Source organism: Actinomyces bovis (assembly GCF_900444995.1).
Taxonomy (GTDB): Bacteria; Actinomycetota; Actinomycetes; order Actinomycetales; family Actinomycetaceae; genus Actinomyces; species Actinomyces bovis.
The window spans coordinates 104191-130391 of record NZ_UAPQ01000001.1 but is presented as its reverse complement, the minus strand read 5'-3'; the positions used below and the strand labels follow the sequence as shown (position 1 = coordinate 130391).

Annotated in this window: 21 protein-coding genes; 11 read left to right on the top strand and 10 right to left on the bottom strand. The window is 63.6% G+C overall.

Going from position 1 to position 26201, the window contains the following annotated elements:
* Positions 1-33: 33 nt before the first annotated feature.
* Positions 34-2121, bottom strand: a complete 2088-nt coding sequence (locus DR039_RS00560) for a glucose PTS transporter subunit IIA (RefSeq protein ID WP_111835470.1) — start codon at positions 2119-2121, stop codon at positions 34-36.
* Between the two features lie 239 nt (positions 2122-2360).
* Here DR039_RS00560 and DR039_RS00555 point away from each other — a divergent pair, with 239 nt between their 5' ends.
* The 4 genes from DR039_RS00555 to DR039_RS00540 all read left to right on the top strand — a co-directional run bounded on the left by DR039_RS00555 (position 2361) and on the right by DR039_RS00540 (position 6300).
* Positions 2361-2999, top strand: a complete 639-nt coding sequence (locus tag DR039_RS00555; protein WP_229116717.1) for a hypothetical protein — start codon at positions 2361-2363, stop codon at positions 2997-2999.
* A 71-nt stretch (positions 3000-3070) separates the two neighbouring features.
* A complete protein-coding gene (locus tag DR039_RS00550) occupies positions 3071-4729 on the top strand; it encodes an ABC-F family ATP-binding cassette domain-containing protein (RefSeq protein ID WP_172458334.1) in 1659 nt (552 codons plus the stop codon).
* 158 nt (positions 4730-4887) lie between these two features.
* Positions 4888-5289 carry a HesB/IscA family protein gene (locus DR039_RS00545; protein ID WP_111835468.1) on the top strand — a complete coding sequence of 134 codons (402 nt, stop codon included), beginning with the start codon at positions 4888-4890 and terminating at the stop codon, positions 5287-5289.
* 57 nt (positions 5290-5346) lie between these two features.
* Positions 5347-6300: an FKBP-type peptidyl-prolyl cis-trans isomerase gene (locus DR039_RS00540; protein WP_111835467.1), complete on the top strand. Its 954-nt coding sequence runs from the start codon at positions 5347-5349 to the stop codon at positions 6298-6300.
* A gap of 79 nt (positions 6301-6379) precedes the next feature.
* Here the strand turns inward: DR039_RS00540 and DR039_RS00535 are convergent, their stop codons facing one another.
* The gene (locus tag DR039_RS00535) at positions 6380-7003 is read right to left on the bottom strand and encodes a superoxide dismutase (protein WP_111835466.1); all 624 of its coding nucleotides are present in this window, start codon (positions 7001-7003) and stop codon (positions 6380-6382) included.
* 146 nt (positions 7004-7149) lie between these two features.
* On the opposite strand from DR039_RS00535, the gene DR039_RS00530 reads away from it, so the two are divergent.
* Positions 7150-7569, top strand: a complete 420-nt coding sequence (locus DR039_RS00530; protein WP_111835465.1) for a hypothetical protein — start codon at positions 7150-7152, stop codon at positions 7567-7569.
* Positions 7570-7662: 93 nt separating this feature from the next.
* Here DR039_RS00530 and DR039_RS00525 read toward each other — a convergent pair whose 3' ends face one another.
* Positions 7663-9309 carry a DEDD exonuclease domain-containing protein gene (locus tag DR039_RS00525; RefSeq protein ID WP_111835969.1) on the bottom strand — a complete coding sequence of 549 codons (1647 nt, stop codon included), beginning with the start codon at positions 9307-9309 and terminating at the stop codon, positions 7663-7665.
* A 105-nt stretch (positions 9310-9414) separates the two neighbouring features.
* On the opposite strand from DR039_RS00525, the gene DR039_RS00520 reads away from it, so the two are divergent.
* Positions 9415-10260, top strand: a complete 846-nt coding sequence (locus DR039_RS00520; RefSeq protein ID WP_172458346.1) for a lysophospholipid acyltransferase family protein — start codon at positions 9415-9417, stop codon at positions 10258-10260.
* A 104-nt stretch (positions 10261-10364) separates the two neighbouring features.
* On the opposite strand, the gene DR039_RS00515 is transcribed toward DR039_RS00520, so the two are convergent.
* Positions 10365-10991: a superoxide dismutase gene (locus DR039_RS00515; RefSeq protein WP_111835968.1), complete on the bottom strand. Its 627-nt coding sequence runs from the start codon at positions 10989-10991 to the stop codon at positions 10365-10367.
* Between the two features lie 583 nt (positions 10992-11574).
* On the opposite strand from DR039_RS00515, the gene DR039_RS00510 reads away from it, so the two are divergent.
* Together DR039_RS00510 and DR039_RS00505 are read left to right on the top strand one after the other, a co-directional pair.
* Positions 11575-12804, top strand: coding sequence for a pyrophosphate--fructose-6-phosphate 1-phosphotransferase (locus DR039_RS00510; protein ID WP_111835463.1), 1230 nt, complete (start codon positions 11575-11577; stop codon positions 12802-12804).
* 96 nt (positions 12805-12900) lie between these two features.
* Positions 12901-14241, top strand: a complete 1341-nt coding sequence (locus DR039_RS00505) for a class II 3-deoxy-7-phosphoheptulonate synthase (protein ID WP_111835462.1) — start codon at positions 12901-12903, stop codon at positions 14239-14241.
* Positions 14242-14250: 9 nt separating this feature from the next.
* On the opposite strand, the gene DR039_RS00500 is transcribed toward DR039_RS00505, so the two are convergent.
* Together DR039_RS00500 and DR039_RS00495 are read right to left on the bottom strand one after the other, a co-directional pair.
* Positions 14251-16401: a Stk1 family PASTA domain-containing Ser/Thr kinase gene (locus DR039_RS00500; protein ID WP_111835461.1), complete on the bottom strand. Its 2151-nt coding sequence runs from the start codon at positions 16399-16401 to the stop codon at positions 14251-14253.
* Between the two features lie 54 nt (positions 16402-16455).
* Positions 16456-17619, bottom strand: a complete 1164-nt coding sequence (locus tag DR039_RS00495) for a polyprenyl synthetase family protein (RefSeq protein WP_111835460.1) — start codon at positions 17617-17619, stop codon at positions 16456-16458.
* Between the two features lie 147 nt (positions 17620-17766).
* Between DR039_RS00495 and DR039_RS11425 the strand changes: the two genes are divergently transcribed.
* Positions 17767-19440, top strand: a complete 1674-nt coding sequence (locus tag DR039_RS11425; protein ID WP_111835459.1) for an RNA polymerase sigma factor — start codon at positions 17767-17769, stop codon at positions 19438-19440.
* 137 nt (positions 19441-19577) lie between these two features.
* Here the strand turns inward: DR039_RS11425 and DR039_RS00485 are convergent, their stop codons facing one another.
* From DR039_RS00485 to DR039_RS00475, 3 genes are read right to left on the bottom strand one after another with little or no spacing between them, the layout of a single operon-like run.
* Positions 19578-19841, bottom strand: a complete 264-nt coding sequence (locus DR039_RS00485) for a DUF7455 domain-containing protein (protein ID WP_229116716.1) — start codon at positions 19839-19841, stop codon at positions 19578-19580.
* Between the two features lie 47 nt (positions 19842-19888).
* Complete coding sequence (locus DR039_RS11710; RefSeq protein ID WP_111835457.1) at positions 19889-20374, bottom strand: DCC1-like thiol-disulfide oxidoreductase family protein; 486 nt, start codon at positions 20372-20374, stop codon at positions 19889-19891.
* Positions 20371-20919, bottom strand: coding sequence for a DoxX family protein (locus DR039_RS00475; protein WP_111835456.1), 549 nt, complete (start codon positions 20917-20919; stop codon positions 20371-20373). The genes DR039_RS11710 and DR039_RS00475 overlap by 4 nt, the downstream gene beginning before the upstream one ends.
* A 283-nt stretch (positions 20920-21202) precedes the next feature.
* On the opposite strand from DR039_RS00475, the gene DR039_RS00470 reads away from it, so the two are divergent.
* Positions 21203-23449 carry a DNA gyrase/topoisomerase IV subunit B gene (locus DR039_RS00470; protein ID WP_111835455.1) on the top strand — a complete coding sequence of 749 codons (2247 nt, stop codon included), beginning with the start codon at positions 21203-21205 and terminating at the stop codon, positions 23447-23449.
* The gene (locus tag DR039_RS00465; protein WP_111835454.1) at positions 23449-24513 is read left to right on the top strand and encodes a GNAT family N-acetyltransferase; all 1065 of its coding nucleotides are present in this window, start codon (positions 23449-23451) and stop codon (positions 24511-24513) included. The genes DR039_RS00470 and DR039_RS00465 overlap by 1 nt, the downstream gene beginning before the upstream one ends.
* A 22-nt stretch (positions 24514-24535) precedes the next feature.
* Here the strand turns inward: DR039_RS00465 and DR039_RS00460 are convergent, their stop codons facing one another.
* Complete coding sequence (locus DR039_RS00460) at positions 24536-26152, bottom strand: amidohydrolase (RefSeq protein WP_111835453.1); 1617 nt, start codon at positions 26150-26152, stop codon at positions 24536-24538.
* Positions 26153-26201: the final 49 nt, after the last annotated feature.

Here is a 26201-nt window from a genome sequence, read left to right as displayed (position 1 = left end):
GGGCCGACCACCGTTTGGGGTGAGATGCCGCGCTCAGGCAGTAACGCGGATCAGCGGCGCACCGGGCGTGATGCTGCCGGAAGCCACCAGCTCCACCTTGGAGAAAGCCACAGTGTTGGTGACGATCACCGGGGTAGTGAGCTTGTAACCAGCGGCCTCGACGACGGCGCGGTCAACGCGCACGAGCTCCTGGCCAGCAGTGACCCGGTCACCTTGCTTGACCATCATGTTGAAGCCCTTGCCCTCAAGGTTCACAGTGTCCAGACCCACGTGGATGAGCAACTCCACCCCGGAGTCCAGGTTCAGACCAAAGGCGTGGCCAGAACCCATGGCGGCCACTACGGTGCCGTCAGCCGGGGCGGTGACGAGGATGTCTCCGCTGGGCTCCACGGCAGCGCCGTCGCCAACCACACCGGTGGAGAACACCGGGTCCTCTACCTCGGCCAGCGGCAAAGCGGTGCCGCGCACCGGGGCAGCGATCTCTGTGACCGCGCCCGGAGCCAGGGCCGGCTTGGCACTGGCGGCAGCAGCCACAGGAGCGGCAGCCAGAGCCATATCGGCTGCGGTCTCAGCCGGGTCGGCCTCGACGTAGCCCTTGGCAGCGGCCAGAGCCTCCGCCCTCTCCTCCTTAGTGCGGTAGTCCGAAACGATGATGAGGAACATCGAGGTGGCGAAGGCTGCCGCGATCGCGACAGCATAGAGGCTGATGGGGGAGAACACTGGGATGGTCAGCAGGGAGGTGAATACGAAGGTGGAAGCCTTGATACCACCGAAGATGCCGACGATCAGACCACCGACGGCACAACCAACCAGCATGCGCGGGTAAATGCGCTTGTAACGCAGGTGGATACCGTAGAGGCTCGGCTCGGAAATACCACCCAGCAGACCTGCTGCCAGAGCACCGGTGGCGGTCTGACGCATCTCCTTGTCCTTGTCGCGGATAGCTAGCACCAGCACACCTGCGGTGGCACCAAAGCAGGCAAAGTTCCAGGTACCCATGGGGCCCTGGATGAAGTCGTAGCCCAGGGTCTTGATGTTGAGCAGCATCAGGGCGTTGAGCGGCCAGTGCAGGCCCAGCGGAACCAAGAAGGGGTAGAGCAGCGGGATGAAGATTGCGAAGACGATGGGCGCATTCGTGTTAAGCCAAGCCAATCCTGCACCGATGCCAGTACCGGCCCACACCGCGATCGGACCGAGCGCGAAGGCGGTCACCGGGATCATGATCAGGAAGGACAAGAACGGTACGAAGACCATCTGCAAGTTGGTGGGGATGAGCTTCTGCAGGAGCTTGTAGACCGGTGCCAGCACGGCTACCATCAGCAGCGGCACGAAGACCTGGCCGCCGTAGTCATGCAGCTGCATGGGCAGGCCGAAGATGTGGGCGACGCAGGAGTCGGTACCCAGGGTCTGGTTGGTGGTGCAGGTGACCTGGTCGGCGAACTTCAGGGCGCTGTGGAACATGCCAGAGCCCTTGGCGGTCTCGGTGTAGGCGGTGGAACTCAGGCTGATGAAGTTCGGGGTCATGATCGCCGCCATAATGGCGGTGCCTACCCACGGGTCGATCTTGAGCTTCTTGGAGGCGTTGTAGGCCACCATGATGGGCAGGAAGTAGAAGACCGAGCGCCACATTGAGTCTACGAAGACCCAGCTGGCACCCTTCTTGACGTCATCGCGGAAGTCGACGAGGCCTAAGGCGTCGAGCATGGCCTCTGCGGCGATGATCAGGGAAGCTCCCAGCAGCACTGGCAGAAGTGGGCGGAAGGAGTCAGATAGGTACTCGAAGAAGGCGTCCACGATGGCGTTCTTGCCCCGCGCCTTGGCCCTGGCCTGGGCCTTGACGTCGGCGTCTGACAGGCTGCCTGCGGACTTCATGGAGGGCAGTTCCATGATCTGGGTGTAGATGCCCTGTACGGCCCCACCAATGACGATCTGGTAGCGGTCCCCTGACTGGGGAACTGCGCCCATGACCCCGGGGATCTTCTCCACGGTGCCTTTGTCCACCACGGAGGCGTCTTTGAGTTCGAAGCGCAGGCGGGTGGCGCAGTGTGTGAGGTGAATGATGTTGGAGGCGCCGCCGACTGCGTCGACGATCGCCTCCGGTGTACTTGTGGTTGTTGCCATGCTGCAAACCTTTCAGTTGTGTTCAATGCACAAAACGGCGCCCGATTACGGGACCTGCGCATTGATGTCTCGGCTGTGTGAATGGCTTGAAACAGAACGGTAGCTGCTTTCAGCGCGTCCTTCACCGGACCGGCCCATGCACCTCGGAGATCTGACGTCAGTCTTTCCGGTGATTGAGGGGCTTCTGGGACCTCAGGCTGGTTGCTGACCGGAAACCGCAACTCCTCTAGGAGGCTCCCATGTGTTCTGCCTTTAGTCCTACCGCTCCCACTGCCAACAAGCTGCTCCCAGAGCATGACGACCAACCACTACTAGAGGACGGCATGTACGGTCCGCGCGGCTGGAGCGTTGAGGCAGGAGTGTGGAAAGTGCTGAATCACTGGCCTGACCAGCTGCGTGACCTATCTGAGCTACTCGGGCAGGCGCCAGGACCGGCACAGAAAGGTTGCCTGGAGGCCTCTGGTTGGCCGCAAGAGGACTATGTGCCCTTTGCTGGTCTTGATGCCCGTGGCGCGGCAGCCCTGCTCGATGCCCTACCAGCCCGCGCTTTGGCAGACCGTCAGAATCTCGCGCCAAGCCTCAGAACGCTGTTGCACGCCTGTGCCTCAGGTAAAGGACGTGTGCGGCTTTCTGGGTACGCGATCGGGCCTCAGCGCCGCGATGAACGGGTGAGCGTCGAGGCGATCTGGGTGAGTGACCCTGCTCTAGCGGGATTCGCGGTGAGCACCTCGCATACGCCCGGTTGCGACTGTCATGCCCTGTGGGAGGAGGTCAGGGTGCGCTACCAGCTGGACGCCGAGGACATGCCTGATGAGATCCTGCGCCTGGCTCCGGCCTGGGCGAAGGGCCAAGAAGGCTGGTGGTTCTGGTGGGACTGATGGGTTAGCCGAATCTGCTCTGCACCTAGCCGTGACGTCGCGGAGCCCTACCTACCTTTACGATGTGCGCCGTGATCAACGTCCAAGACCTGACCATGCGCATCGGCGCCCGCCAACTGGTGGGGGGCGCAAACTTCCGCGTAGACAAAGGCATGCGCATCGGCCTGGTAGGGCGCAATGGCGCCGGCAAAACCACCATGACCAAGCTCCTGGCCGCCGCATCTGTGGCGCAGCGCACTAGCCAGCCGGTGGCTGACGCGGATGAGCGCCACGGCCTGGAGGCCGTGGACTACGAAGGCACCATCCACTGCAATGGCTCCGTTGGTTACCTGCCCCAGGACACCAAAGTTGGCGACCTGACAGAGATCGCACGGGATCGCATCCTGTCAGCCCGCGGCATCGACGCACTTTTGGCCCGGATCCGCAAGGCTGAGGCCAAGATCGCCACCACAGAAGGTGACGCTCAGGCCAAGGCTTTAGACCGCTACACCCGCCTGGACCATGAGTTCACGATGGCTGGCGGTTATGCAGCTGCATCGGAAGCGGCTCGTATCAGCGCCTCTTTGGGGCTGCCCGAGCGAGTTTTGGAGCAGCCCATTGGCACTCTTTCCGGTGGGCAGCGCCGCCGCGTAGAACTCGCGCGCGTGCTCTTTCAGCAGCCAGACACTCTGCTGCTTGACGAGCCCACCAACCACCTAGACCACGATTCGATCATCTGGCTGCGGGACCACCTGCGCACCTACTCCGGCGGCTTCATCGTCATCAGTCACGACGTCGAGCTACTGCGCGACACCGTCAACCAGGTCATGCACTTGGACGCCAACCGGGGGGGCCTGGACGTCTACCACCTGGGCTGGGACGCCTACCTTAAGCAGCGCGCCGACGATGAGCACCGTCGCCGTCGTGAGCGTGCCAATGCTGAGAAGAAGGCCGCCGCGCTGCGCGCCCAGGGGGAGAAGATGCGGGCCAAAGCCACTAAAGCTGTGGCCGCACAACAGATGCTCAAGCGCGCCGAACGCCTGATGGAAGGACTTGAGGCGGAGCAACAGGCGGATAAGGTCGCCCACCTGCGCTTCCCCGACCCTGCCCCCTGCGGTAAGACCCCACTGCGGGCAATGGGCTTGTCAAAGGCCTACGGTTCCCTGGAGGTTTTCGCTGGCGTGGATTTGGCCATTGACCGTGGCAGCCGAGTGGTGGTGCTAGGGCTCAACGGCGCGGGCAAGACCACCCTGCTGCGCTTGCTCGGCGGTGTAGAGTCACCCGACTCCGGTGAGGTAGTGCCAGGGCATGGCTTAAAGATCGGCTATTACGCGCAGGAGCACGAGACAATCGACAACCAGCGCACCGTGGTGGAAAACCTGCGCAGCGCCGCCCCAGATATGGACGACACGCAAGTGCGCTCCGTGCTGGGCTCTTTCCTGTTCTCCGGTGCCGACGCCGATAAACCCGCCCGTGTGCTCTCCGGAGGTGAGAAGACTCGCCTGGCTCTGGCTCTGCTGGTTGTCTCCTCAGCCAATGTGCTGCTCCTGGACGAACCCACCAACAACCTTGACCCCGCCAGTCGTGAGGAGGTGCTGCGTGCGCTGGGCACCTTCGCTGGCGCCGTCGTGCTGGTAACCCACGATGAGGGTGCGGTGGCGGCCCTGCAACCAGACCGCGTGTTGCTACTGCCTGATGGGGACGAAGACCTTTGGAATGACTCCTATATGGAGCTCGTTACCCTCGCCTAAGCCCTGTAAGCAACCATGGTGAGACCCGTCACTGTGTGGCTCACATGGCAGATACGTAGCCCATGGAAGTAGGGTGTCAGTAGAAGCACGCGCGCCCCGCTGCACGTGCCTTGAAAACCTCAGCCCAACCGGGCTGACCAGACACAGGAGTCCCGCAAATGGCAGAGCCCACCGCGACCACCGCGTCCACCACCACAACCACCGAGACCCCCACCCACGAGGTTTCCCTGACTGAGGTGGCTGCCGCCAAGGTCGCGAGCCTGCTAGCCCAAGAGGGCCGCGACGACCTGCGCCTGCGCGTGGCAGTCCAGCCCGGGGGCTGCTCCGGCTTGGTCTACCAGCTCTACTTTGACGAGCGCTTGCTCGATGGCGATGCCCTGCGCTCCTTCCCGACGGGCAGCGCGGATATGGAAAGCGTCGAGGTAGTGGTGGACCGCATGAGCGTGCCCTACCTATCTGGCGCCACGATTGACTTCGCAGACACCATCGAGAAGCAGGGCTTCACCATTGACAACCCCAACGCGGTTGGCACCTGCGCCTGCGGCGAGTCCTTCCACTGAGCTGCCGCTTAACTACACCCTTCCAAACCCCACCCAACACAACTCTGAGGAGTATCTGTGCGCCGCACGCCAAAAGTCCTGGCCGTCTTGGCCCTAGCCGCCACGCTTGGCCTGACAGGCTGCTCAAAGGATAAGAAGGAGGAGCCCAAGTCGATCCCGGTTGCTAAGAATGTCGACTGTTCAACCCTGACGATTGACAAGGACTCTTCTGCTCTCCCGACCATCACTGGTGACTACGGTGCGGAGCCGACTATCAAGTGGTCTGGTGAGAAGGCGCCCGAGAATCTCACTGTTAAGACGCTTAAGACCGGTGATGGTGCGGAGGTCGCTAAGGGCTCCTCTATCACCGTGAACTACGTCGGCTGGCAGTGGGATGGGGCTAAGCCCTTCGAGTCTTCTTTCTCCTTCAAGAAGACAGCCAGTTTCTCGGTTGATGGCGTCATTACTGGCTGGCGTTGTGGCCTGCCCGGCACTCACGTGGGTGACCGCCTATTAATGTCTATCCCTGCCCAGTACGCCTACGGCACCGATGCCGCCAGTGGCTTCCCCACCGGCTCGCTCGTCTTTGTGGTTGACGTCGTAGGAACCGAGTCGATTACTGACATTAACTCCGGCACCAAGAATGCTGTGATGGAAGGCGCCCAGCAGATTGCCGACCGCGGCCTAACTGTCAGCGGAGACCTGGGAGGTCCCGCCAAGATCTCCGTCAACGAAGGCGCTGCCGAGCCAACTCAGAACGAGTTCTTCGTGCTGGCACGTGGCACCGGTGAGGCCATCACCGAGACCTCCAATGTAGTCGTCCAGAACTATGGCACCAGCTGGGACAACAAGGAGACCTACTCCACCTGGGATGAGAACCACCCGCTGACCATCTTGGCAGGCACTGACGAGATCATTAAGGGCTTTGTGGGGGTGCCGGTGGGTTCCCGCGTAGTGGCCCTGATTCCCGGTGATGCCAACTCGGGTACGCCGTCAATGGCTCGTGTGATCGATCTGGAGCGTCTGGGCTAAGAACTCACGACTCGCAACTTGCTAAAGCTGTGGCCCCGGAACTTGCTGGTTCCGGGGCCACAGCCTTAGCGCTAGGAGATCAGCGCAGGATCAGGCCCTGCGTGCGGGCGACGGCGTCGGCCAGGCGCGCAGAAACATCCGCCCAGTTGGCGATGTTCCAGATGGCCTTGACGTAGTCGGCCTTGACGTTGAGGTAATCCAGATAGAAAGCGTGCTCCCACATATCCACCATGAACAGCGGAATGGTGCCTACCGGTACGTTGCCCTGCTGATCGAAGAGCTGGAAAATAACCAGCTTGTTGGAGAGCGAGTCGTAGGCCAGGACGGCCCAACCGGAGCCCTGGATTCCCATGGCGGTTGCGGTGAAGTGGGCCTTGAAGCGCGCAAAGTCACCGAAGGAGTCCTTGATAGCCTCGGCCAACTCACCCTCAGGCTCGCCGCCGCCGTTGGGGCTCAGGTTCTTCCAGAACACGGAGTGGTTGGTGTGACCACCCAGGTTGAAGGCCAGGTTCTTCTCCCACAGGTTCACTGTAGCCAGGTCACCGGACTCACGGGCAGCGGCCAGGGCCTCAAGTGCAGCGTTGGCGCCAGCCACGTAGGCGGCGTGGTGCTTGTCGTGGTGCAGCTCCATGATGCGGCCGGAGATATGCGGCTCTAGGGCGGTGTAGTCGTAGGGGAGCTCGGGAAGGGTGTAGACGGTCATAGCGGTTGCCTTATCTGATGACTAGTGGAACGCTTCCAGGATATCGGGCTAGCTGGGACCTAGTGCCTATGGAATGGCTCTGCTTAGAGCGTGACGTGGGCCGCTACACTGTCCTCAGTCGCCGCCCTACGCCGTATGGAGGAACCATGACCGACCAGGCCGCCGAGAGCCTTGAGTTGCTCGTCTTCGCTGACGACTCGAATGTGCGCCAGCAGGTGATTAATGGCATCGGTCGCCGCCCGGCCAAGGGGCTACCCCTGGTGAACTGGACTGAATGCGCCACCGCTGATGGTGTCCGCCTGGCCATTGCTGACCGTGAGAAGGCCGGCAAGCCGCCTTTTGCTGCCCTGGTCCTAGACGCGGAAGCCAAGAAGCTTGGCGGCATGGGTCTGGCTCATGAACTGATGACCACCGTGGGCAAAGGACCTGCCGTGGTCCTGCTGACCGCGCGCCCGCAGGACGCCTGGCTGGCCACTTGGGCTAAGGCAGATGCGATTGTCTCCCGCCCCCTGGACCCCATGACCTTGCAGGAGACCTTGGCCAAGGTCCTGCGCAGCGCCGCCTGAGCCGCCCTAGGTCCCCAGTCGCGACGACGTAGCTCTCTGGCATTTGCTGGGCGCTGCGGCGTCTTTGCGCTGGTCCGGGCAGCTGTGGGGCGTTTAACGGTCTGAGCGGAGCACGTCTTGGTGTCGGGCAGCACCTGCCACCGGGCTAGATAGCACGGCAGGGTCATCGTCTGGAGGGTCTACTTCCACTAGGCGGGCGCCTTCACTTAACACCCAGTCCGCTAGCAGCAGTGTCTCCTCCACACTGGTGGTGCCGCCGATCCGCTCGGGCCGCTCAACCACCTGCGCGGTGGCTCGCAGCGCCTCAACGATGGGCCGGGGGTCCGCGCCGGGTGGCGAGGTAGCTGAGCCTGCCAAGCGCCCCCAGCGCACGCAGACGAGTTCCCAACCGCCCACGTCGCGTCGTCGACCGGCGATTAGGTGCGGGCAGGCCAGGAGCGGCCGGACCCGTTGGGCGCGTTCAGCGGCGCGAAGAAAGGAGCGCAGCCGCGCCGTCCACAAGCCCGCCTCCTCATAGCGTTCCGCCGTGGCAAGCTCCCTAATGCGCTCTAACAGGGGCATAGCCACCAGATCGGGCTCGTTGCTGAGTGCTCGGCGGGCCTGAGACAGGCGTTGCGCTGCTGTTAGTTCCGGCGGCGAGCTGGCCTTCTGGCCGGGGGCGGGCAGGGAAGTATTGGCGCCATCCCAGCTCTCTAGCCGCAGCACCGACTCGGCGGCACGCACGGCAGCGGCACCGGAGGAACGGGAAGAGAAGGGACCGATCACCTCATGGCAGGCTCTGGTGTCCGGCACGGTGCTTAGGCTCAGACGCGGGTGCGGGTGGGTGACTAGGCACATCCAGGGGCGCCGTTTGGGGGCGCGGGAGCGCCGGTTGGCGGGCGGGTCCAATTCTTCAATCAGACGCAGTTCACGAATGCGGGCCTCAATCAAGGTGGCGCATTCGATCACCCGCACGTGATTGGCGATTTTGAGCATGCGGCGCACATGGGCGCGAGTTTCTGCAGCGTTGAAATAGGAGCGGACGCGACGTCGTAAGTCCACTGCGCTACCGACATATAGCACCTGGTCGGCGGGGGAGAGGAAGAGGTAGACACCAGGCGTGCTGGGCAGTCCGTCAGCTAAGCGGGTCTTGGCGCGCAGCTCGGCTGGCACCTGGTCTTGTGCGGTGGCGAGATCCTCCATATGGGTCAGGCCCAGGCTCGCCAGGACTTCTAAGGCTGCGTGCAGCACGTCTACGGTGGCGCGGGCGTCATCCAGAGCGCGGTGGGTGGGGGAGGTGCTGGCGCCTACGAAGGTGGCCAAAGTGGAGAGCTTGTGGTTGGGGACTTCGGTGCGATTCCAAGCGCGCCGAGACAGCGCCAGGGTGTCCAGTACGCGTGGGGCGGGCCAGTCAAGCTGAAATGCCTGGGCGGCGGCCTTTAGGTGACTGACGTCGAAGCGAGCATTGTGTGCCACCAGCACGGTGCTCTCTTCATGCAGGCGTGCCCACTCCAAGAAGGTGCTTAGGGCGATGCGGGGTGGGGGAGCGGTGGCCACCATGGCGTTGGTGATTCCGGTGAGCAGGGTGATCTGCGCGGGGATCGGGGCGCCGGGGTTGACCAGGGTTCCGAGTTCTCCCAGCACTTCACCGCCTTTGACCCGTAGGGCGCCGATCTCTGTGATGGCCTTGGCGCCGGGCGCCCCACCGGTGGTTTCCAGGTCCACCACCACGAAGGTGACTTCAGACAGAGGAGTGCCCATGTCTGCGAAGGACGGCTGGAAGGACACAGTGGAAGGCTAGACTGAGAGGCGCGTCTGAAGGGTCAGGCGCAGTCCCGAGCAGGAGGACCCGTGGCATACCGTGCAATGAAGGTTGTGGCCGGTCCGGGCATGGAGCTTCTATACCAGCCCTGGATCCGCGGCGAGGAGAATATCCCCGCCACCGGCGCCGCCATACTGGCCTCCAACCACTTGGCGGTTATCGATTCCTTCTTCCTCCCGCTCCTGATCGACCGGGAGGTCGCCTTCATCGGCAAGTCGGACTACTTCACCGGCAAGGGAGTCAAGGGCTGGGCCGTGAAGCGCTTCATGACAGCCGTGGGCACGATCCCGGTGGACCGCTCCGGTGGCAAGGCCTCCCAGGCGGCTTTGCAGGCGGGGATTGATCGCCTGCGCTCGGGGGAGCTTTTTGGTATCTACCCGGAGGGCACGCGCAGCCCTGACGGACGCTTGTACCGGGGTAAGACCGGGGTGGCGCGCATTGCGTTGGCCACGGGGGCGCCGGTGATTCCGGTGGCGATGATTGGCTCCAACCTGGCTCAGCCGATTGGGCAGGTGTTGCCCTCCACACGGCACCGGGTGGGGATTGTGGTGGGCAAGCCCTTGGACTTCTCCCGCTACCAGGGCTTGGAGAATGACCGCTTTGTGCTGCGCTCCATCACGGACGAGATCATGTACTCCCTGATGTCCCTGTCCGGGCAGGAGTACGTGGACTTGTATGCCGCTGATGTGAAGAAGGCGATGGACGCTGAGCATAAGAGCGCCCTGGAGGTCACCGAGGAGATGCTGGCCGAGCAGCGCTTGCGGCGCCCAGCCGCGCCAGTGATGGATGCTCCCGGTGGACGCCCGGTCCCCGACGTCGAGGTGCCCGAACCGCCCCAGGAGCCGGAGGCTGAGACTGACTCTGGGGAGCCTGAGGGGGACGAAGGCTAGGAGCCTGTAGAACTGTCTGAGTGCCATGAGGGGCCCCGCGACCGTATCGATCGCGGGGCCCACATAGCGCCTGAGCCTGAAGCTAAGGTCTGGCGTGTTGAAGCTCAGGAAGTCTTGAGAATCTCAGAGCGCTTGGAGACAGCCAGGCTGAGGGTCTCGGAGACGTTTTGCCAGTTGGCGATGTTCCAGATGGCCTTGACGTAGTCGGCCTTGACATTGAGATAGTCCAGGTAGAAGGCGTGCTCCCACATATCTACGAGGAAAAGGGGGAGCGTGCCCGCGGGGAGATTGGACTGGTGGTCGAAGAGCTGGAGGACGACGAGCTTGCCGGACAATACGTCGAAGGCGAGCATCGCCCAGCCTGAGCCCTGGATACCCAGGGCGGCAGCTGTGAACTGAGCCTGGAACTGCTTGAAAGAGCCAAAGGAATCCTTGATGGCCTCAGCCAACTCACCCTCGGGCTCGCCGCCAGCCTTCGGGGCAAGGTTCTTCCAGAAGAGGGTGTGGTTGGTGTGACCGGCCAGGTTAAAAGCGAGGTTCTTCTCCCACAGGTTGATGGCGGCAAAGTCGTTTGACTCCCGGGCTGCGGCCAAGGCTTCGAGCGCGGCATTGGCGCCGCTGACGTAGGCCGCGTGGTGCTTGTCGTGGTGGAGTTCCATGATGCGCCCGGAAATGTGGGGCTCTAGGGCGGCGTAGTCGTAGGGGAGAGCGGGCAGAGTGTAAGTAGCCATGGTTGCGTCTTTCAGATTGATGGATTGATTGGTTGACTCCAGTCCCAAGCGAGAAGCGCCAGGGCAGGTCTAGTCCCTCAAGGAAGCTGGGCTTTAGGAACTGTTAGCGCCTAGAAAAGGTGCCGAGGGAAGCAGGCGGTCCTTAAGCGGCCATTGTTAGCGACGCTCCCCAGCTTGCCAGGATGGCAAAGCTCCGGGTGTCGTCGCTCCCCTGTGAGGGGGCACTGGGAGACGCCGTTGCAATGCCAGCTGATGATGACTTATTGGGTGAGCAAGCAGCGAGGAAGGTGGCAACTGGAAGCGCCGCTGCTCCCAGCAATGCCGTCCGGCGAGTCAGGGAGCGCGGAGCAGGAGGGGGGCGAGTGGTTTGGGAAGGCATAAGACCCACTTTCAAAAATAGAGGTTGTAGCAATGAATGGCGCCGTAAATAAATCTTACTCTTATCTATCGTCTTGAGGGGCGATGATTTCGCTCTGAGGTGAGGCCGGGAATCGGAATGCAGGGCTTAGGGGCGTGCGAGCGCCTCCAGCCCGCCCAGCTAGGATGGGGCCCGTTACACCTGTCCAACACCGAAAGGTTCACGATGTCGATCCGTCGCGTCGCACTCCTCACCGCGGGCGGTTTCGCCCCCTGCCTGTCCGCCGCCGTCGGCGACCTCATTGAGCGTTACACCGAGGTGGCCCCAGAGGTTGAGATCATCGCCTACCAGTACGGCTACCACGGCCTGCTCACCGGCAACTACCGGGTCATCGACCAGGAAGCCCGCAAGAACGCTGGCCTACTGCGCGACTTCGGCGGCTCCCCAATTGGCAACTCCCGCGTCAAGCTCACCAACGCCAAGAACCTCGTGGAGCGCGGCCTGGTAGAAGAGGGCGTCAACCCCCTCGAATTCGCTGCCGAGCAGCTCCGCAAGGACGGCGTCGACGTCCTGCACACCATCGGTGGCGACGACACCAACACCACCGCCGCTGACCTAGCCGCTTACCTGCACGAAAACGACTACGAGCTCACCGTCGTCGGCCTACCCAAGACCATCGACAACGACGTCGTGCCGATCCGCCAGTCCCTGGGCGCCTGGACCGCTGCCGAACAGGGCGCCGGATTCGCCTTCAACGTCATCGGTGAGCACCGCTCCAACCCCCGCATGCTGATCGTCCACGAATGCATGGGCCGCAACTGTGGCTACCTCACCGCCGAGACCGCCCGCCGCTACCACCAGCTGCTCGACACCAAGCAGTGGGCCCCCTCCCTGGGCCTGACCAAAGAGCGCTGGGACGTGCACGCCGTCTTCCTGCCCGAAATGAAGCTGGACCTGGCTGCCGAAGCCAAGCGCCTCAAAGCCATCATGGACCAGCAGGGCAATGTCAACATTTTCCTGTCTGAGGGCGCCGGCGTGCCAGAAATCATCGCGGAGATGGAAGCTGCCGGCCAGGAAGTCCAGCGGGACCCCTTCGGCCACGTCAAACTAGACACCATCAACCCCGGCCAGTGGTTCGCCAAGCAGTTCGCTGAGCTGATTGGCGCCGAGAAAGTCATGGTCCAGAAGTCCGGCTACTACTCGCGCGCCGCCGCCGCCAACCAGGAGGACCTAGACCTCATCAAGCAGATGTGCGACCTAGCCGTCGACTGCGCCCTGCGCGGCGAGCCCGGCGTCATCGGCCACGACGAGGAAAACGGTGACACCCTCACCGCCATCCCCTTCCCGCGCATCGCCGGAGGCAAGCCCTTCGACATCACCCAGGACTGGTTCACCAAGCTCATGGCCGAGCTAGGCCAGGACGTCGCCCCCGCCGAGCCCGCCCCCGAGCACTGAGGCACGCAACCCAGCGTTGAACACCGGAGCCCCTGCCGTCCGCATACTGCGCAATGGCGGGGGCTCCGCCACACCCCGGCCTATGCTGCTGCCGTGATGAACGAGCTCTCCACGCCCCAGACCGCCCCCAGTTGGCGGGCGTGCAAAGCCGCCCAACAGCCCGGATACCCCGACGCCGAGGCGCTCGCCGCCGTCGCCGCAGACCTGCGCACCCGCCCACCACTCGTCTTTGCCGGAGAAGTAGACGCCCTACGCCAAGCCATGGCCAAAGTAGAACGCGGAGAAGCCTTCGCCCTAATGGGCGGAGACTGCGCCGAATCCTTCATAGACAACACCGCCAACAACATCCGCCTCAAACTCCAAACCATCCTGCAGATGGCCGCCGTACTCACCTACGGCGCCTCCATGCCCATCGTCAAAATCGGCCGCATGGCAGGCCAATACGCCAAGCCCCGCAGCAGCGACACAGAAACCCGCGACGGCCTAACCCTGCCCGCCTACCGAGGCGACTCCGTAAATGACCACGCCTTCACCCCCGAAGCCCGCACCCCCGACCCTGCGCGCATGCTCGACGCCTACCTGCGCAGCGGCACCACCCTCAACCTCATCCGCTCCTTCACCATGGGCGGCTACGCCGACCTACGCGAAGTCCACTCCTGGAACCGTGGATTCACCGCCAACCCCGCCTACAAACGCTTCGAAGCCTTCGCCGACGAGATCGACCGCGCCATGCGCTTTATGGCCGCTGCCGGAGTGGACTTTGACGCGCTGCGCCAAGTGGACTTCTACGCCGCCCACGAGGCCCTACTCCTGGAATACGAAGACGCCATGATCCGGGAGGACTCCCGCTCCGGGCGCCTATACAACACCTCGGCTCACCTGCTGTGGGCCGGGGAACGCACCCGCGGACCTCAGGATGCCCACGTGGCCCTACTCGCTGGAGTGCACAATCCCGTAGGCGTGAAGATCGGCCCCAACACCACAGGCAGAGAAGTACTGGAACTCGTGGAGCGCCTCAACCCCCAGGGAGAAGCCGGCCGTCTAACCCTCATCACCCGCATGGGCGCCGACCGCATCCGGGAGGCCCTCCCGCCCTTGATTGAAGCCATCCAGGCGGACGGACGCCCCGTCTCCTGGGTCACCGACCCCATGCACGGCAACACCATCACCACCGCCAACGGCTATAAAACCCGCCGCTTCGACACCATCATGGACGAAGTCCGCGGCTTCTTTGAGGTACACCGGGCAGCTGGCACCCACCCGGGTGGCATCCATGTGGAACTCACCGGCGACGACGTCACCGAATGCCTAGGCGGCGGTGAACAAATTGACGAGGCCGCCCTGGCTCAGCGCTACGAAACCCTGGTGGACCCGCGCCTCAACCACCAGCAGTCCCTAGAGATGGCCTTTGAAGTGGCGGAGATGCTGCGCGGCTAAACGCCAAACTCAGTCGTAGACCTTAAGTGTCACATTCGAGCCGTATTTCACGCTGGAACCCGCCGCCGGGTCAGTGTCGGCAACGTCACGGAAAGACAAGAGCGGACGACGCACCTTCTGCACCTGCACGATGAAGCCGGCCTGCTCAAGGGTGGTCTTGGCTTCCTCCTCATCCATTGAGGAGACATCCGGAACAGTCACCATCTGCTGCCCCTTTGAAACCACAAGGTCAACGGCGTCACCCGCAAAGACATTTGCCGTGTTGGCTGAAGGATTCGAGGAAATCACCTTCCCAGACTCCACAGTGTCAGAAGCTGTCTCCTGCACCGTGCCCACCTTCAGACCCGCATCCTTAATGGCCTTCTCAGCCTCGGCCTTCGTCATCCCGACGACGTCGGGCACCGTCACTGGGCGCTTGCCTTTAGAGACTGCCACCGCCACCGCCGAGGAGTGGTTAACAGTGGCACCAGCTTCCGGAGTGCAAGACACGATCTGCCCGGAGGCCACCGAGGCCGAATACTCCTCAGTAACCGCACCCAGCCGCAGCTTCGCGGCGCTCAAAAGCTTGGTGGCTTCCTCCTTAGTCTTCCCTACGATTTCAGGCACAGTCACCTGTTCAATGCCTTTGGAGACCACCACCGTCAGCTCAGTACCCGGCGCCAGCCGTCGGCCAGGCTCCGGAGTCGTGGAGATAACCACACCCGCAGCCACCGTGTCAGAGAAAGCATCCTCTGCGCGCTTCCACTTGAGTTCGGCGTCAGCAACCCGCTGCTCCGCCTCCACGGCAGACATCCCCGTGATGTCAGGAACGCTGACACGTCGGCCAGGTCCCGCCAGGAAGTACCAACCGGCCCCGCTGCCTCCTAGGCCCAGCAGGCCCAAAGCGCCGAGCCCAAGCAGGGCACGCCGCCGGGGATGAGCCAGTGAGGCTGAAGCAGTAGGTGCTAGCGCCTGATCTGCTGATCCGCTCGGCCCCGCTGGCAGCGGGCTTGACGGCGTCGCCTGGCCAGTTCTTGGGCCCGTCGGCAGCACACTGGTGTGGCCAGGACCGCTAGTTTCTAGGCGCGTAGTGCCCACCGGCCCGATCGAGCCCACCGGCAAAGAAACCGTGCGGCCTCCCACCTGGAACTCTGCCTCAGGACGCTGGCTGGACTCTTCCGCAGAAGCACCATCAGCGGGCGCAGTGGCGGGGGAGTCTGCCGGGGGCACGGGCTGCTCCCCGTCCGCAAGCTTTAGCGCGGCCCGCGCTCGCCCCACCAGGTCTGCGCCGTAGCCATCCACCGACACCAGCCCACCACTGCGGCGAATAGCCAGTTCCTCCGGCTTAAGTGCCTCCGAGGCTGAACGCACCTGCACCGCAGCGGCATCAGCAGTAGATGGGCGTGCTTGGGGATCACGCGCTGCCAAAGCCGCCACCAGTTGGTCCACAGAAGCTGGTAGCTCAGGGACTAGGGCCGAGGGCGCTGGCACATCCTCATGCACATTGCGGAAGGCAATATGGATGGGGGTCTCACCCCGGAAGGGCTGCACTCCGGTGAGCATCTCGTAGAGCATCACGCCCACAGAAAAGACATCCGCTCGTGGGCTTGAGTCGCCGCTGGTGATGAGCTCAGGCGCCAGATAAGCCGCTGTGCCCAGCACATTGCCGGTGGTGGTCTGCGTGGTCTCAGTGACCGCCCGGGCCAGCCCAAAATCCGCGACCTTAGCAACCGAACCATCGGCGGGCAGCAGCACATTCTCCGGCTTAATATCCCGATGCACCAAGCCAGCGCGGTGCGCAGCCCCCAAAGGCCGCAGCACCTGAATCGTGAGCTCCAAGGCTTCAGAGACGGACAGGGGCCCTGCCGTCACGAGGTTTCGCAGAGTTGGGCCTTCCACATACTCCATAACCAGATAGGCGACGCCGTCCAGACTGCCCTGGTCAAAGACTGCCACCACCCCGGGGTTAGACAGGCGCGCTGCAGCCCGCGCTTCACGCCGGAAGCGGGACACAAAGTCACTGGACTCCGCCAAATGGGCATGCATGACCTTCAAAGCCACCAGCCGATCCAGGCGCCGGTCTTGCGCGCGGTAAACGGTGGCCATGCCGCCACGGGCTACCCGGTCGACAATCTTGTAACGAGAGTCGACTACACGTCCGATGAGGGGATCCTGGGCCACAAGCGCAGTGTAGAGGCTTTAGTCGCGCTCTCCCGCCAATTGGGGAGGCGTCCCCTAGGCGCGCCGGTCCGTGAGCAGGCTGGTCATAGCTCTAAGATCCTCAGCCGCCGCCGGGTGCAGTGCAGAACGCAGGCCCTCCAAGGTTCTCATAGCTGCCGCAGTGACATCCGCGATTCGCTCCTCCAGCTCAGCCCGCGCACCGCAGCGCTCAATGAGCGCGGTTGCTTCAGCAAGCTGCTCTGCGGTTGCCTCAGAATTGCCCAGAACAGTGCGCAAAAGCTCACGGCCAGCAGCATCCGTACGGCGCCAAGCCTGTCCAAGTAGGACAGTGCGCTTGCCTTCCACCAAGTCGCCTCCCGCGGGCTTACCAGTGACTTGAGGATCCCCGAAGACCCCGAGCTCGTCGTCGCGCAACTGGAAAGCAACCCCCAGCTCCTCACCAAAACGGGACAGTGCAGATAGCGCAGGGGAGTAGGGGATAGCGCCAGAAAGTAAAGCCCCGATTACGAGCGGGTGCATCACGGAGTAGCGGGCCGATTTGTGGATGACGACGGTCAGGGCCTCACGCTCCATGCGCAAACCGGCCGTCGTCGGATCTTCTTCTGGGGTAGGCAATGGCAACATTTCAGCGCGCAGGTCCAGGTACTGGCCCACCGCCACCTCCGCCGTCATCGCATTGAATGCGGCCCTGGCCTCATGGGCACCGGAGGGATTGGCATCCGCCACCACCTGGGCGGCCTCATCCATCACCTCCATGGCGGCAGAAAGCATTAGATCCCCCAACAGGACCGCGCCGGAGCGTCCGAAAGTTGAGGCCGAGCCCAGCCAGTCGGAGTCCTGGTGCAGTTCGGACAGACGGATATGCGTGGCAGCTTGGCCACGGCGCGTGGGAGCGTCGTCGATCACGTCGTCGTGAATTAGAGCGCTGGCCTGATAGAGCTCTAAGGCGGCACCAAGGGAGATCGCCTGCTGAGAAGCCATGAAACGCGCGCGGCGCTGCGCGTCAGCTGAGCGGTGGCGCAAAGAGGCGTAACCGATCGAAGCGAGCACGGCCCGCAGGCGTTTTCCGCCAGCTGTCAGGGCTGCAGCAATGCCAATTAACTCTTCGGAGGCGTGGGGCAGGTGGGCCCAACGCTGGCTTCGGGACTCAAGGGCTAGGGAAATCCTGGCGTCGACCAAGGGAATGATCGAGTCCAGGCGGGCGGGAAGCTCTGCCATAGCAGCACAGTAACGGAGAACTCGACGGCGGGTCGTTGCTCAGAGCGGTAAAAGTCACGTGGGAATAAACGGTATGATCCGACGGTTGCCAACAAGGTGTCGCTTCGGCGGCCCCACGACCGCATGCCCTCCTGTGAAAGGAACTCCGTGGCTTCTTCCACCGCTCAGCGGAAGCGTAGCAAGGCTGCCCCCGTGGACGATATCCCCGAGGAGGAGCGCGAGGACGACGACATCGATCTGGACGATGACCTCGACGACGATGACGACGACCTCGATGATGACCTCGACGACGATGACCTCGATGAGGACGACGACTCTGACGAGGATGATGAGGACTCCGATGACGAGGACTCTGACGATGAGGACGACGAGGAAGCTGAAGAGTCAGAGCCGGAGCCGCCGGTAGAGAAGCGCGACTACTACCTAGACGTCACCCTGGAAGAGAACGGTGACGGCACCAAGCGCAAGCCTTTTAACACTCCAGCGGCCCTCAAGGGTGTGCGCCTAGCGCCTGGGGCGACCCTGTTCATCCGATCGCGCACCGTGGTGGAGAACCTGGAGATCTCCGGTCACGGCACCCTGGAGGAGCCCATTGTCCTGGCCCCCTACGGCCACGGCCCCGTGCCTCGCTTCGTGCTAGGCGACTCCGCCCCGATGGTGGCCCGTGACTTCCTGACCGAGAATGGTTATGTCTTCCGGGGTTGGGTCATTAAAGGCATCAAGATGGAGCCCTCCATTGCCGCGTTGACCGGTGACCTGGAGCGGATCCGCCGAGAGCAGGCTGAGAAGGAAGCTGCCCGCAGGGGCGGTAAGCGCCGCAAGAACGCCGAAAAGGACAAGGACGGCGGCTTCACCGTCTCCGACTCTGATGAGGCTGACGAGCCCGCGCAGAAGGTAGTGACCGCTGGTGCCACCGCTGACCCGGTCAAGGACTACCTCAAACAGATCGGTAAAGTTGCGCTGCTCAACGCCGCTGAAGAGGTTGAACTGGCTAAGCGTATTGAAGCCGGCATGTACGCCGAGCACCTCTTGGGCACCGAAGGTAATGAGCTTGAGGCCCGCTACCGCCGCGAGTTGCACTGGGTGGCGCAGGACGGTCAGCGGGCCAAGAACCACCTGTTGGAAGCCAACCTGCGCCTGGTTGTCTCCCTGGCTAAGCGCTACACCGGCCGCGGCATGCTCTTCCTGGATCTGATCCAGGAAGGCAACTTGGGCTTGATTCGCGCCGTAGAGAAGTTCGACTACACCAAGGGCTTTAAGTTCTCCACCTACGCCACCTGGTGGATCCGCCAGGCCATTACTCGTGCCATGGCTGACCAAGCCCGCACCATCCGCATTCCCGTGCACATGGTTGAGGTCATCAACAAATTGGCCCGCGTACAGCGCCAGATGCTGCAGGACCTTGGCCGCGAACCCACCCCGGAAGAGCTGGCTGTTGAGCTAGACATGACCCCGGAGAAGGTCATTGAGGTGCAGAAGTACGGGCGTGAGCCCATCTCCCTGCACACGCCGCTGGGTGAGGATGGTGACAGTGAGTTCGGTGACCTCATTGAGGACTCCGAGGCAGTGGTACCTGCCGACGCCGTCTCCTTCACCCTGCTGCAGGAGCAGCTGCATGCAGTGTTGGACACTCTGTCTGAGCGTGAAGCTGGCGTTGTCTCCATGCGCTTTGGCTTGACTGATGGGCAGCCCAAGACCCTGGATGAGATCGGCAAGGTCTATGGGGTTACCCGTGAGCGCATCCGCCAGATCGAGTCCAAGACCATGAGCAAGCTGCGTCACCCCTCGCGTAGTCAGGTTCTGCGCGACTACCTGGACTGAAAGCCGCTTTCACGACGTCGGCGCCTGGCCGCTTCCGCAATTGGAGGGCCAGGCGCCGAAATCGTCTAGGCGCGCTGTAGTTCAGGCTGAACCGAGCACTAGGCGCATATTTTCAACAGTCTTGCGCAGACTCACGCTCACTCGCTTTTGGTCAAGCGAGCGGACTCATCTTGAATGAAAAGTGCCACCCGATCCAGGGCGGCAGCGTTCTTGTGTCCATGATGGGCGCAGAACAGCAGCTCGCCGGAGGCGAGAACCACGCGGAGATAGGCCTGCGCGCCACAGGCGTCGCAACGGTCCGCGGTGGTCAAGGGACGCTCGGTGTGGGAGATGGGGGTAGGGGAGTCCAACACGGACGTGGTGGTCACCGACTCGGTGACGGCGGGGCTAGTCGTGTTCATGGCTCGATCACACCATGCGCAGTTGCTCGCCGCCGTCACCGAAATCATCATTCCGCCCCCGGCACAGCGCGTTCGCCCACAGCCGACCGGTTGGGCCGAGTGGAGGTGGGCTCCCGCGATTGAGGGATGGTGCAGCTGCCCTGGCAGCCAAGACTGTGCCGGTTGCGGGCAATCACGCGGTACACCGCCCGAGCTAAGAGCTTGCAGGGCTGGTGAATAATGATGTTGCCGAGTCCCCGGAGCAAGGGGCCTGTGTGCATAAGCGCCCTCCCGATGGCCTGCTCCTCCACGTAAAAGGCGTCTTCGCGCGGGTCGTAGAAGACCGCTGAGCGCCCCGTCCATTCGGCCCCGGGGCCATCCCAATGAGCCGCAGGACTTAGTCGCAGCCCAGACGAGGGACGGAGGCGCCTGCTCAATTGGCGCACGAAGGCGGTACATATCGAGCAATCTTGGTCATAGATGAGCACTGGACCGACGGATGAAGTTGATGCTGATTCGGTGGATGCGGGGATTGGCTGAGCCAGGTTTTTCATCGCAGCCAGCCGTCGCCGGTCTTGGCTGCCCAGCGGCGACCCAGTCCCCAGGTGTCGCCTGCAAGAGTTAGGGCAGAGGTGATCATGATGGCGGCAAAGAGCCAATGGTCGTCGATGATCGGGTTGGTACCTCCGTTGACGAGGGGGAATTCGGCCAGGTAGAGCATGAGCATGAGGAGCGTGCCACTTACCGCGGCGATGCGCAGTCCGATGCCCAGGAGCAGTGCGGTGCCGATGCCCAGAAGTGCCGCCATGAACAACACATCACCGCCAGTGTTGGCGAAGACTGAGAAGACATCGGCGAAAGGCCCCTTGATGTTGTTGATGAAGCCCTGGGCGGGCGTGCCGCCGCGGATCCATGCTTTCTCCGAGGGAACCACGTAGCCCAGCCCGAAGATCTTGTCGAAGAAGGCCCACAGGAAGTAGGCGCCAACGATGATGCGGGAGCTCGCTAGCGCTCGGCGGGCTGCGGCGGAAGTGACGATGTCAGAGCCTGTGCGCAGGGCTGTCGGGGAGGTCTGGGCAGGTGTGGTCGAGTCATGCATGGGCTTTAAAGAACCTCGTGATCGGGGCGGTGGAGAACCGCCGTTGCGGATGCGTCATTTCGGGTGATCGGCGAGTGCTGATCCGACGCGGACGCCGCCCATAACTAAAAGAACAAGCATTTAATTCCGGCAATTTTGTAGACACTTCGTCATTATCGGGAGGTGGATGGGACATCTCGCAGGCCTTCATTGGCTCTGGTGCCTTCAACCCGCCCGCCTCGCGCCGCCTTGCCCTGCGGCGCGGCAGTGACGCTTGCGGCCTGCCATCGACTAGATTCCGGGCGTGCCCGCATCCGAGAAGACAACCAGCCCCAGCGACTACTCCGCCCGGCACCTATCCGTGCTCGAGGGGCTGGAGGCCGTGCGCAAACGCCCCGGCATGTACATCGGCTCAACCGACCAACGCGGCCTCATGCACTGCGTCTGGGAGATCGTGGACAACGCCGTAGACGAAGCCCTAGAGGGGCACGCCACCAAAATCGAGGTCACCGTCCACACGGACGGCTCCATTGAAGTACGGGATAACGGCCGTGGTGTGCCAGTGGATGTGGAGCCCTCCAGCGGCCTGACCGGTGTGGAACTCGTCTACACCAAACTGCACGCGGGGGGAAAGTTCGGCGGCGGCTCCTACGGGGCTGCCGGTGGCCTGCACGGCGTGGGTGCCTCCGTAGTGAACGCCTTGGCTGCCCGCATGGATGTGGAAGTTGACCGCGGCGGCAAAACCCACGCCATGAGTTTCCGCCGTGGCGTGCCTGGCGTCTTCGCCGACCCTTCCACCGGGCCGAGCCTGGCAGCCCCTTTCTCGGAGTACACCAAAGCCACCGAACTGCGGATCACCGGCAAGGTTAAGCGCGGCCTCACCGGCACTCGCGTGCGCTACTGGGCCGACCCCCAAATCTTCCCCAAACCTGACCAGTACGACGCCGCTGCCCTGCGCGCCCGCCTGCGCCAAACCTCCTTTCTAGTGCCAGGACTGACGCTCACCCTGGTGGATGAGCGCGCCCCAGAAGCCATCGCCGCCGCTCAGTCACACGCCGCCAAAGTAGGGCAGGAGGCACCTGAGGACGCGGCTTTGCGTGCCAGCGCTAAGAACGCCACCGAGGACGCCGCAGACCTATTCGACACCGGCATGGACGACGGCGTCGAGCTGTTTCAGGCCAAGGGCGGCACCGCCGACTTTGTGGACTTCCTGGCTGCCGACGCCTCCGTCACCGACACCTTCCGCCTCACCGGCGAAGGCCAGTACACCGAAACCGTCCAGCAGCTAGACAAACGCAGCGGGCATCTACGCCCTGTGGAGGTGGAGCGCACCTGCTCTGTGGACATAGCCCTGCGCTGGGGCATTGGCTACGACACCACCGAAAGGTCCTTCGTCAACATCATTGCCACTCCCATGGGCGGCACCCACCTGACCGGCTTCGAACAAGCCCTCACCAAGGTGCTGCGCAAGCAAATCGACAACAACGCTCGCGCCCTCAAAGTCACCGCCCGCGACGGCAAAATTGAGAAGGACGACATCCTGGCCGGCATGACCGCCGTCGTCACCGTGCGTGTGCCCGAGCCACAGTTCGAGGGGCAGACCAAAGAGGTCCTAGGCACCGCCCCGGTGCGCAATATCGTGGCCAAGGTGGTGGAGTCCGAGCTGACGGCGCTGCTCACCTCGTCAAAGCGCGACCTTAAGACCCAGTCCCGGGCCCTGCAGGAAAAGATCGTGGGGGAGATGCGGGCACGGGTGAGCGCACGCATGCACAAGGAGATCACCCGCCGCAAAACCGCCCTGGAGACCTCCACCCTGCCTGCCAAGCTGGCCGACTGCCGCAGTGACGACGTCGCCGCCTCAGAACTGTTCATCGTGGAGGGTGACTCGGCGCTCGGCACCGCCAAGAACGCCCGCAACTCCGAGTTCCAGGCGCTACTGCCCATCCGCGGCAAGATCCTCAATGTGCAGAAGGCCTCCCAAGCGGACATGCTGCACAACGCCGAGTGCTCCGCAATCATCCAGGTGGTGGGAGCCGGCTCTGGGCGCACCTTTGACCTGGCGCAGGCCCGCTACGGCAAAGTAATCCTAATGACCGACGCGGACGTGGACGGCGCCCACATCCGCACCCTGCTGCTCACCCTCTTCTTCCGCTACATGCGTCCCTTGATCGAAGCCGGGCGCGTCTACGCCGCTGTCCCACCGCTGCACCGCGTGGAAGTGAGTGCCCAGGGACGTCGCAAGAAAGAGATCATCTACACCTACTCTGACGATGAGCTGGTACGCACGCTGCGTCGTCTGGAAAAGCAAGGGCGGAGCTTCAAAGAGCCGCAGCGCTACAAGGGCCTGGGTGAGATGGATGCCCACCAGCTTGCAGAGACCACCATGGAACCTGAGCACCGCACCCTGCGGCGCATCACCCTGGCTGACGAAGCTATGCTCGCGGAGGCCGAGAACGTCTTTGAACTGCTCATGGGCTCCGCCGTAGAGCCACGCCGCGCCTTCATCGTGGAGGGCGCGGAAAAGATTGACCGCGAACGGATTGATGCCTGATGGCGCCCTTCTACGGCTCTGAACACCACGCCCGGACCGGAATCTGGTCCATGCTCCGCCCCGGACCGCGTTCCGCCTTGCCCAGCCTGCTGCACTGGTCGCCGCTATCTATGCAAGACAACCCGGAGTTGGCGGCGCTGATTGCCCGAGCCGAGGCCGTGGATAACCCGCCCTACCGCACCAGTGAGGCTGAGACAGCCGAGTACTTCATCGACCCGACTTACTCCGGGGTGGCTGGGCGCGATGCCGACGGCGTGATGCGCGGCTTTGGCCTAGTGCGGCTGCGCCCGGCAGGCGAGGTCTACGCCTCTATGACCGGGGTGGTTGATCCCGAGTGGCGCGAGCGCGGCATTGGTGGGGCACTACTGCGCTGGCAGGCTGAGCGGGCGCGCCACCTGATCGGCATTGAGCGTGCCGCCCAGGCTGATGGGGACGGCGCACAGGTGCCCGCACACGTGGTTACCACCGTGTTGGCTGACGACGAGCGCATGAAGGAACACCTGGCGTCCCTGGGATTGCGGCCGCTGCGCTGGTACCAGGAACTGCGGCGGCCATTGAGCCAGGGCGTGCCCGAGGCCAGGCTAGGCGCCTTCCTATCGGTAGAGCCCTGGACCGAAGAGATTGACGACGCCGTCTTGCGGGCGCACAACCTGGCCACCCTTGAGACTCAGGGAGAGGCCGGGGGAGCTGTGGGGCTCAGTCCAGAAGAGTGGGCGGCAGGACGCACACATGTTGAGCCCAGCTGGTGCTTTGTGGTGATGGACCGCTCCGGCGATCGGGCCCGCGTGGCCGGATACCTGCGTTCGGCGCGCTTCGAGCAGGACTGGGAGGCCTTGGGCTGGCGCGAAGGCTACACGGATATGCTCGGGGTGCTGGCTGAGTACCGTGGGCGTGACGTGGGGCGGGCACTGCTAGCCGCAGCCATGCACGCTTATGCAGCAGACGGCATGGACTACGCGGCGGCCGGCGTCGACTCAGACAATCCCACCGGTGCCGTCAGTCTCTACGAGGAACTGGGATACCTACCCACTCGTGGAACCATCCTCTACGGCATGGACGTGTGAGCCGCACGCATACAGAGGCGGTTCAGGACAGGTAGGCCACCTCACCGGCAACGATGGTCGCTGCCGGGCGCAACTGCGCCAGCTCTGGAGCCTCCAGCCCCAGCGGATCAGTGTTTAGCAACACCAGATCGCTGCCAGAACCCACCCCCACCGGGCCAGCTCCATTCACCGAAGCTGCCAGCGCCTCCTCGGGAGTTAACCGCTGGTCGAGGGACCACACCTGCCCGTCGGGTGTGGACCGTCCTACTGCAGCTGACATAGCCAGCCACGGGTCCAAGGGGGCTACCGGGGCGTCTGAGCCCAAGGCCAGCAGGGCGCCGCCGCGGAGCATATCGGCGAAGGCGTAGGTGCGCTGCTCCAGCCCCGGCCACACCCGACCGACGGCCTGCCAATCGTCGATGAGATGGGCGGGCTGTACCGACAGCTCAACACCACAAGACACCAGGGTGGATAGGGCTGAGCCGGGGCGCTGGGAATCGCGGGGAAGCAGTTGGGCGTGTTCCAGACGTCCTTTAGCTCCTGAGGCAGCAAATGCTGCCGCAACATCCTCCACAGCTGCATCCCCGATGGCGTGGATCGCGGCCTCATAGCCAGCCTGGTGGGCGTGCTGCATAAGCTCAGTAAGTTCATCCCTGCTGATATTGACTACGCCGTAGGGATGGTCTGTGCCCAGGGCCGCCGGGTAGGGCTCACACATATGGGCGCTGGCTGTCCCCATGGAGCCGTCGGCGATTACTTTAAGCGGCCCCTGCGTGATAATCCCCTGGGCGGGAGAGCCAGGCAGAGTGTCTCCGGTGCGCAATCCTGAGGTGATCCAGCGTTCCAGCTTGTCCCGGTAGACCGCCACCCTGATCCGTGGCAGGACAGCGGGCCGGGTGCCCTGGGCCTGCATGGACTCCAGGCGCCGAGGCCAGTCCTCTGGACCGTCTGACCAGGCCATATCGGTTACGCCAGTGAGGCCACGCGCGAGCAGGTCAGGGAGCAGGCGGGCATAGCCGGATTCACGCAGCTGCCGGGTGCCGGGTATCTCATCCAGCCGGTCGAGTACCGCAAACCAGGGGTCCTCGCGCATGGGCGCCCCCGGGTCCTGCACCGTGGCGGTCGGCAGCCCCAGGAGCCTTAGGGCGGCTGAGTTCAACCAGCCGGAGTGCACATCTCCAGAGATCAGCACCGTGGGGACCTCGCCGGTTACCGCATCGAGCTCGGCTACAGTGGGCACGCGCGGCCAGTTTGCCAGCCGGTGTCCGAAGCCTTGCACCGTCGGGAGAGCTGCTTGCGGCGGTAAAGCGGCCATAGCCTGGGCGACTAGCTGCAGGGCCTCCTCTGCGCAGCGGGTGGCGGTGGTGTCAAGGCGTGCCCTGCGGGCGGCCTCCAGATCCAGATGCGCATGCGCATCCCAGAGCCCGGGGATCACCAACGCCCCCTCGGCGTCAAGCAGAGCCTCTCCGCGATGCTCCAGGTGGGGGCCTAGCTCAGTGACCACACCGTTTACGATCCGCAGGTCAACAGGGTTCCGGCCTAGCTCGGTGGTGCTGGGGTGCGCCGACGCGGGCACGGCCCCGGCGGCACGCAGGCGCCCCAGCTCAGTGCGGGTCCTGAATTGCAGGGGCCGGACGTGGCGAAGCAGCAGGGAAGGCATAGGCCGAGAGTAGCGAGCCCGCGGGTCAAAAACCCCTGCTTTGCCCGAC

Coding starts and splice junctions, on each gene's coding strand:
- DR039_RS00535 (WP_111835466.1), bottom strand. CDS start 7,003: ATGACCGTCTACACCCTTCCCGAGCTCCCCTACGACTACACCGCCCTA.
- DR039_RS00485 (WP_229116716.1), bottom strand. CDS start 19,841: ATGAACACGACTAGCCCCGCCGTCACCGAGTCGGTGACCACCACGTCC.
- DR039_RS00515 (WP_111835968.1), bottom strand. CDS start 10,991: ATGGCTACTTACACTCTGCCCGCTCTCCCCTACGACTACGCCGCCCTA.
- DR039_RS00530 (WP_111835465.1), top strand. CDS start 7,150: ATGACCGACCAGGCCGCCGAGAGCCTTGAGTTGCTCGTCTTCGCTGAC.
- DR039_RS00510 (WP_111835463.1), top strand. CDS start 11,575: ATGTCGATCCGTCGCGTCGCACTCCTCACCGCGGGCGGTTTCGCCCCC.
- DR039_RS11710 (WP_111835457.1), bottom strand. CDS start 20,374: ATGAAAAACCTGGCTCAGCCAATCCCCGCATCCACCGAATCAGCATCA.
- DR039_RS00475 (WP_111835456.1), bottom strand. CDS start 20,919: ATGCATGACTCGACCACACCTGCCCAGACCTCCCCGACAGCCCTGCGC.
- DR039_RS00505 (WP_111835462.1), top strand. CDS start 12,901: ATGAACGAGCTCTCCACGCCCCAGACCGCCCCCAGTTGGCGGGCGTGC.
- DR039_RS00520 (WP_172458346.1), top strand. CDS start 9,415: ATGAAGGTTGTGGCCGGTCCGGGCATGGAGCTTCTATACCAGCCCTGG.
- DR039_RS00495 (WP_111835460.1), bottom strand. CDS start 17,619: ATGGCAGAGCTTCCCGCCCGCCTGGACTCGATCATTCCCTTGGTCGAC.
- DR039_RS00545 (WP_111835468.1), top strand. CDS start 4,888: ATGGCAGAGCCCACCGCGACCACCGCGTCCACCACCACAACCACCGAG.
- DR039_RS00460 (WP_111835453.1), bottom strand. CDS start 26,152: ATGCCTTCCCTGCTGCTTCGCCACGTCCGGCCCCTGCAATTCAGGACC.
- DR039_RS00555 (WP_229116717.1), top strand. CDS start 2,361: ATGTGTTCTGCCTTTAGTCCTACCGCTCCCACTGCCAACAAGCTGCTC.
- DR039_RS00525 (WP_111835969.1), bottom strand. CDS start 9,309: ATGGGCACTCCTCTGTCTGAAGTCACCTTCGTGGTGGTGGACCTGGAA.
- DR039_RS00560 (WP_111835470.1), bottom strand. CDS start 2,121: ATGGCAACAACCACAAGTACACCGGAGGCGATCGTCGACGCAGTCGGC.
- DR039_RS00465 (WP_111835454.1), top strand. CDS start 23,449: ATGGCGCCCTTCTACGGCTCTGAACACCACGCCCGGACCGGAATCTGG.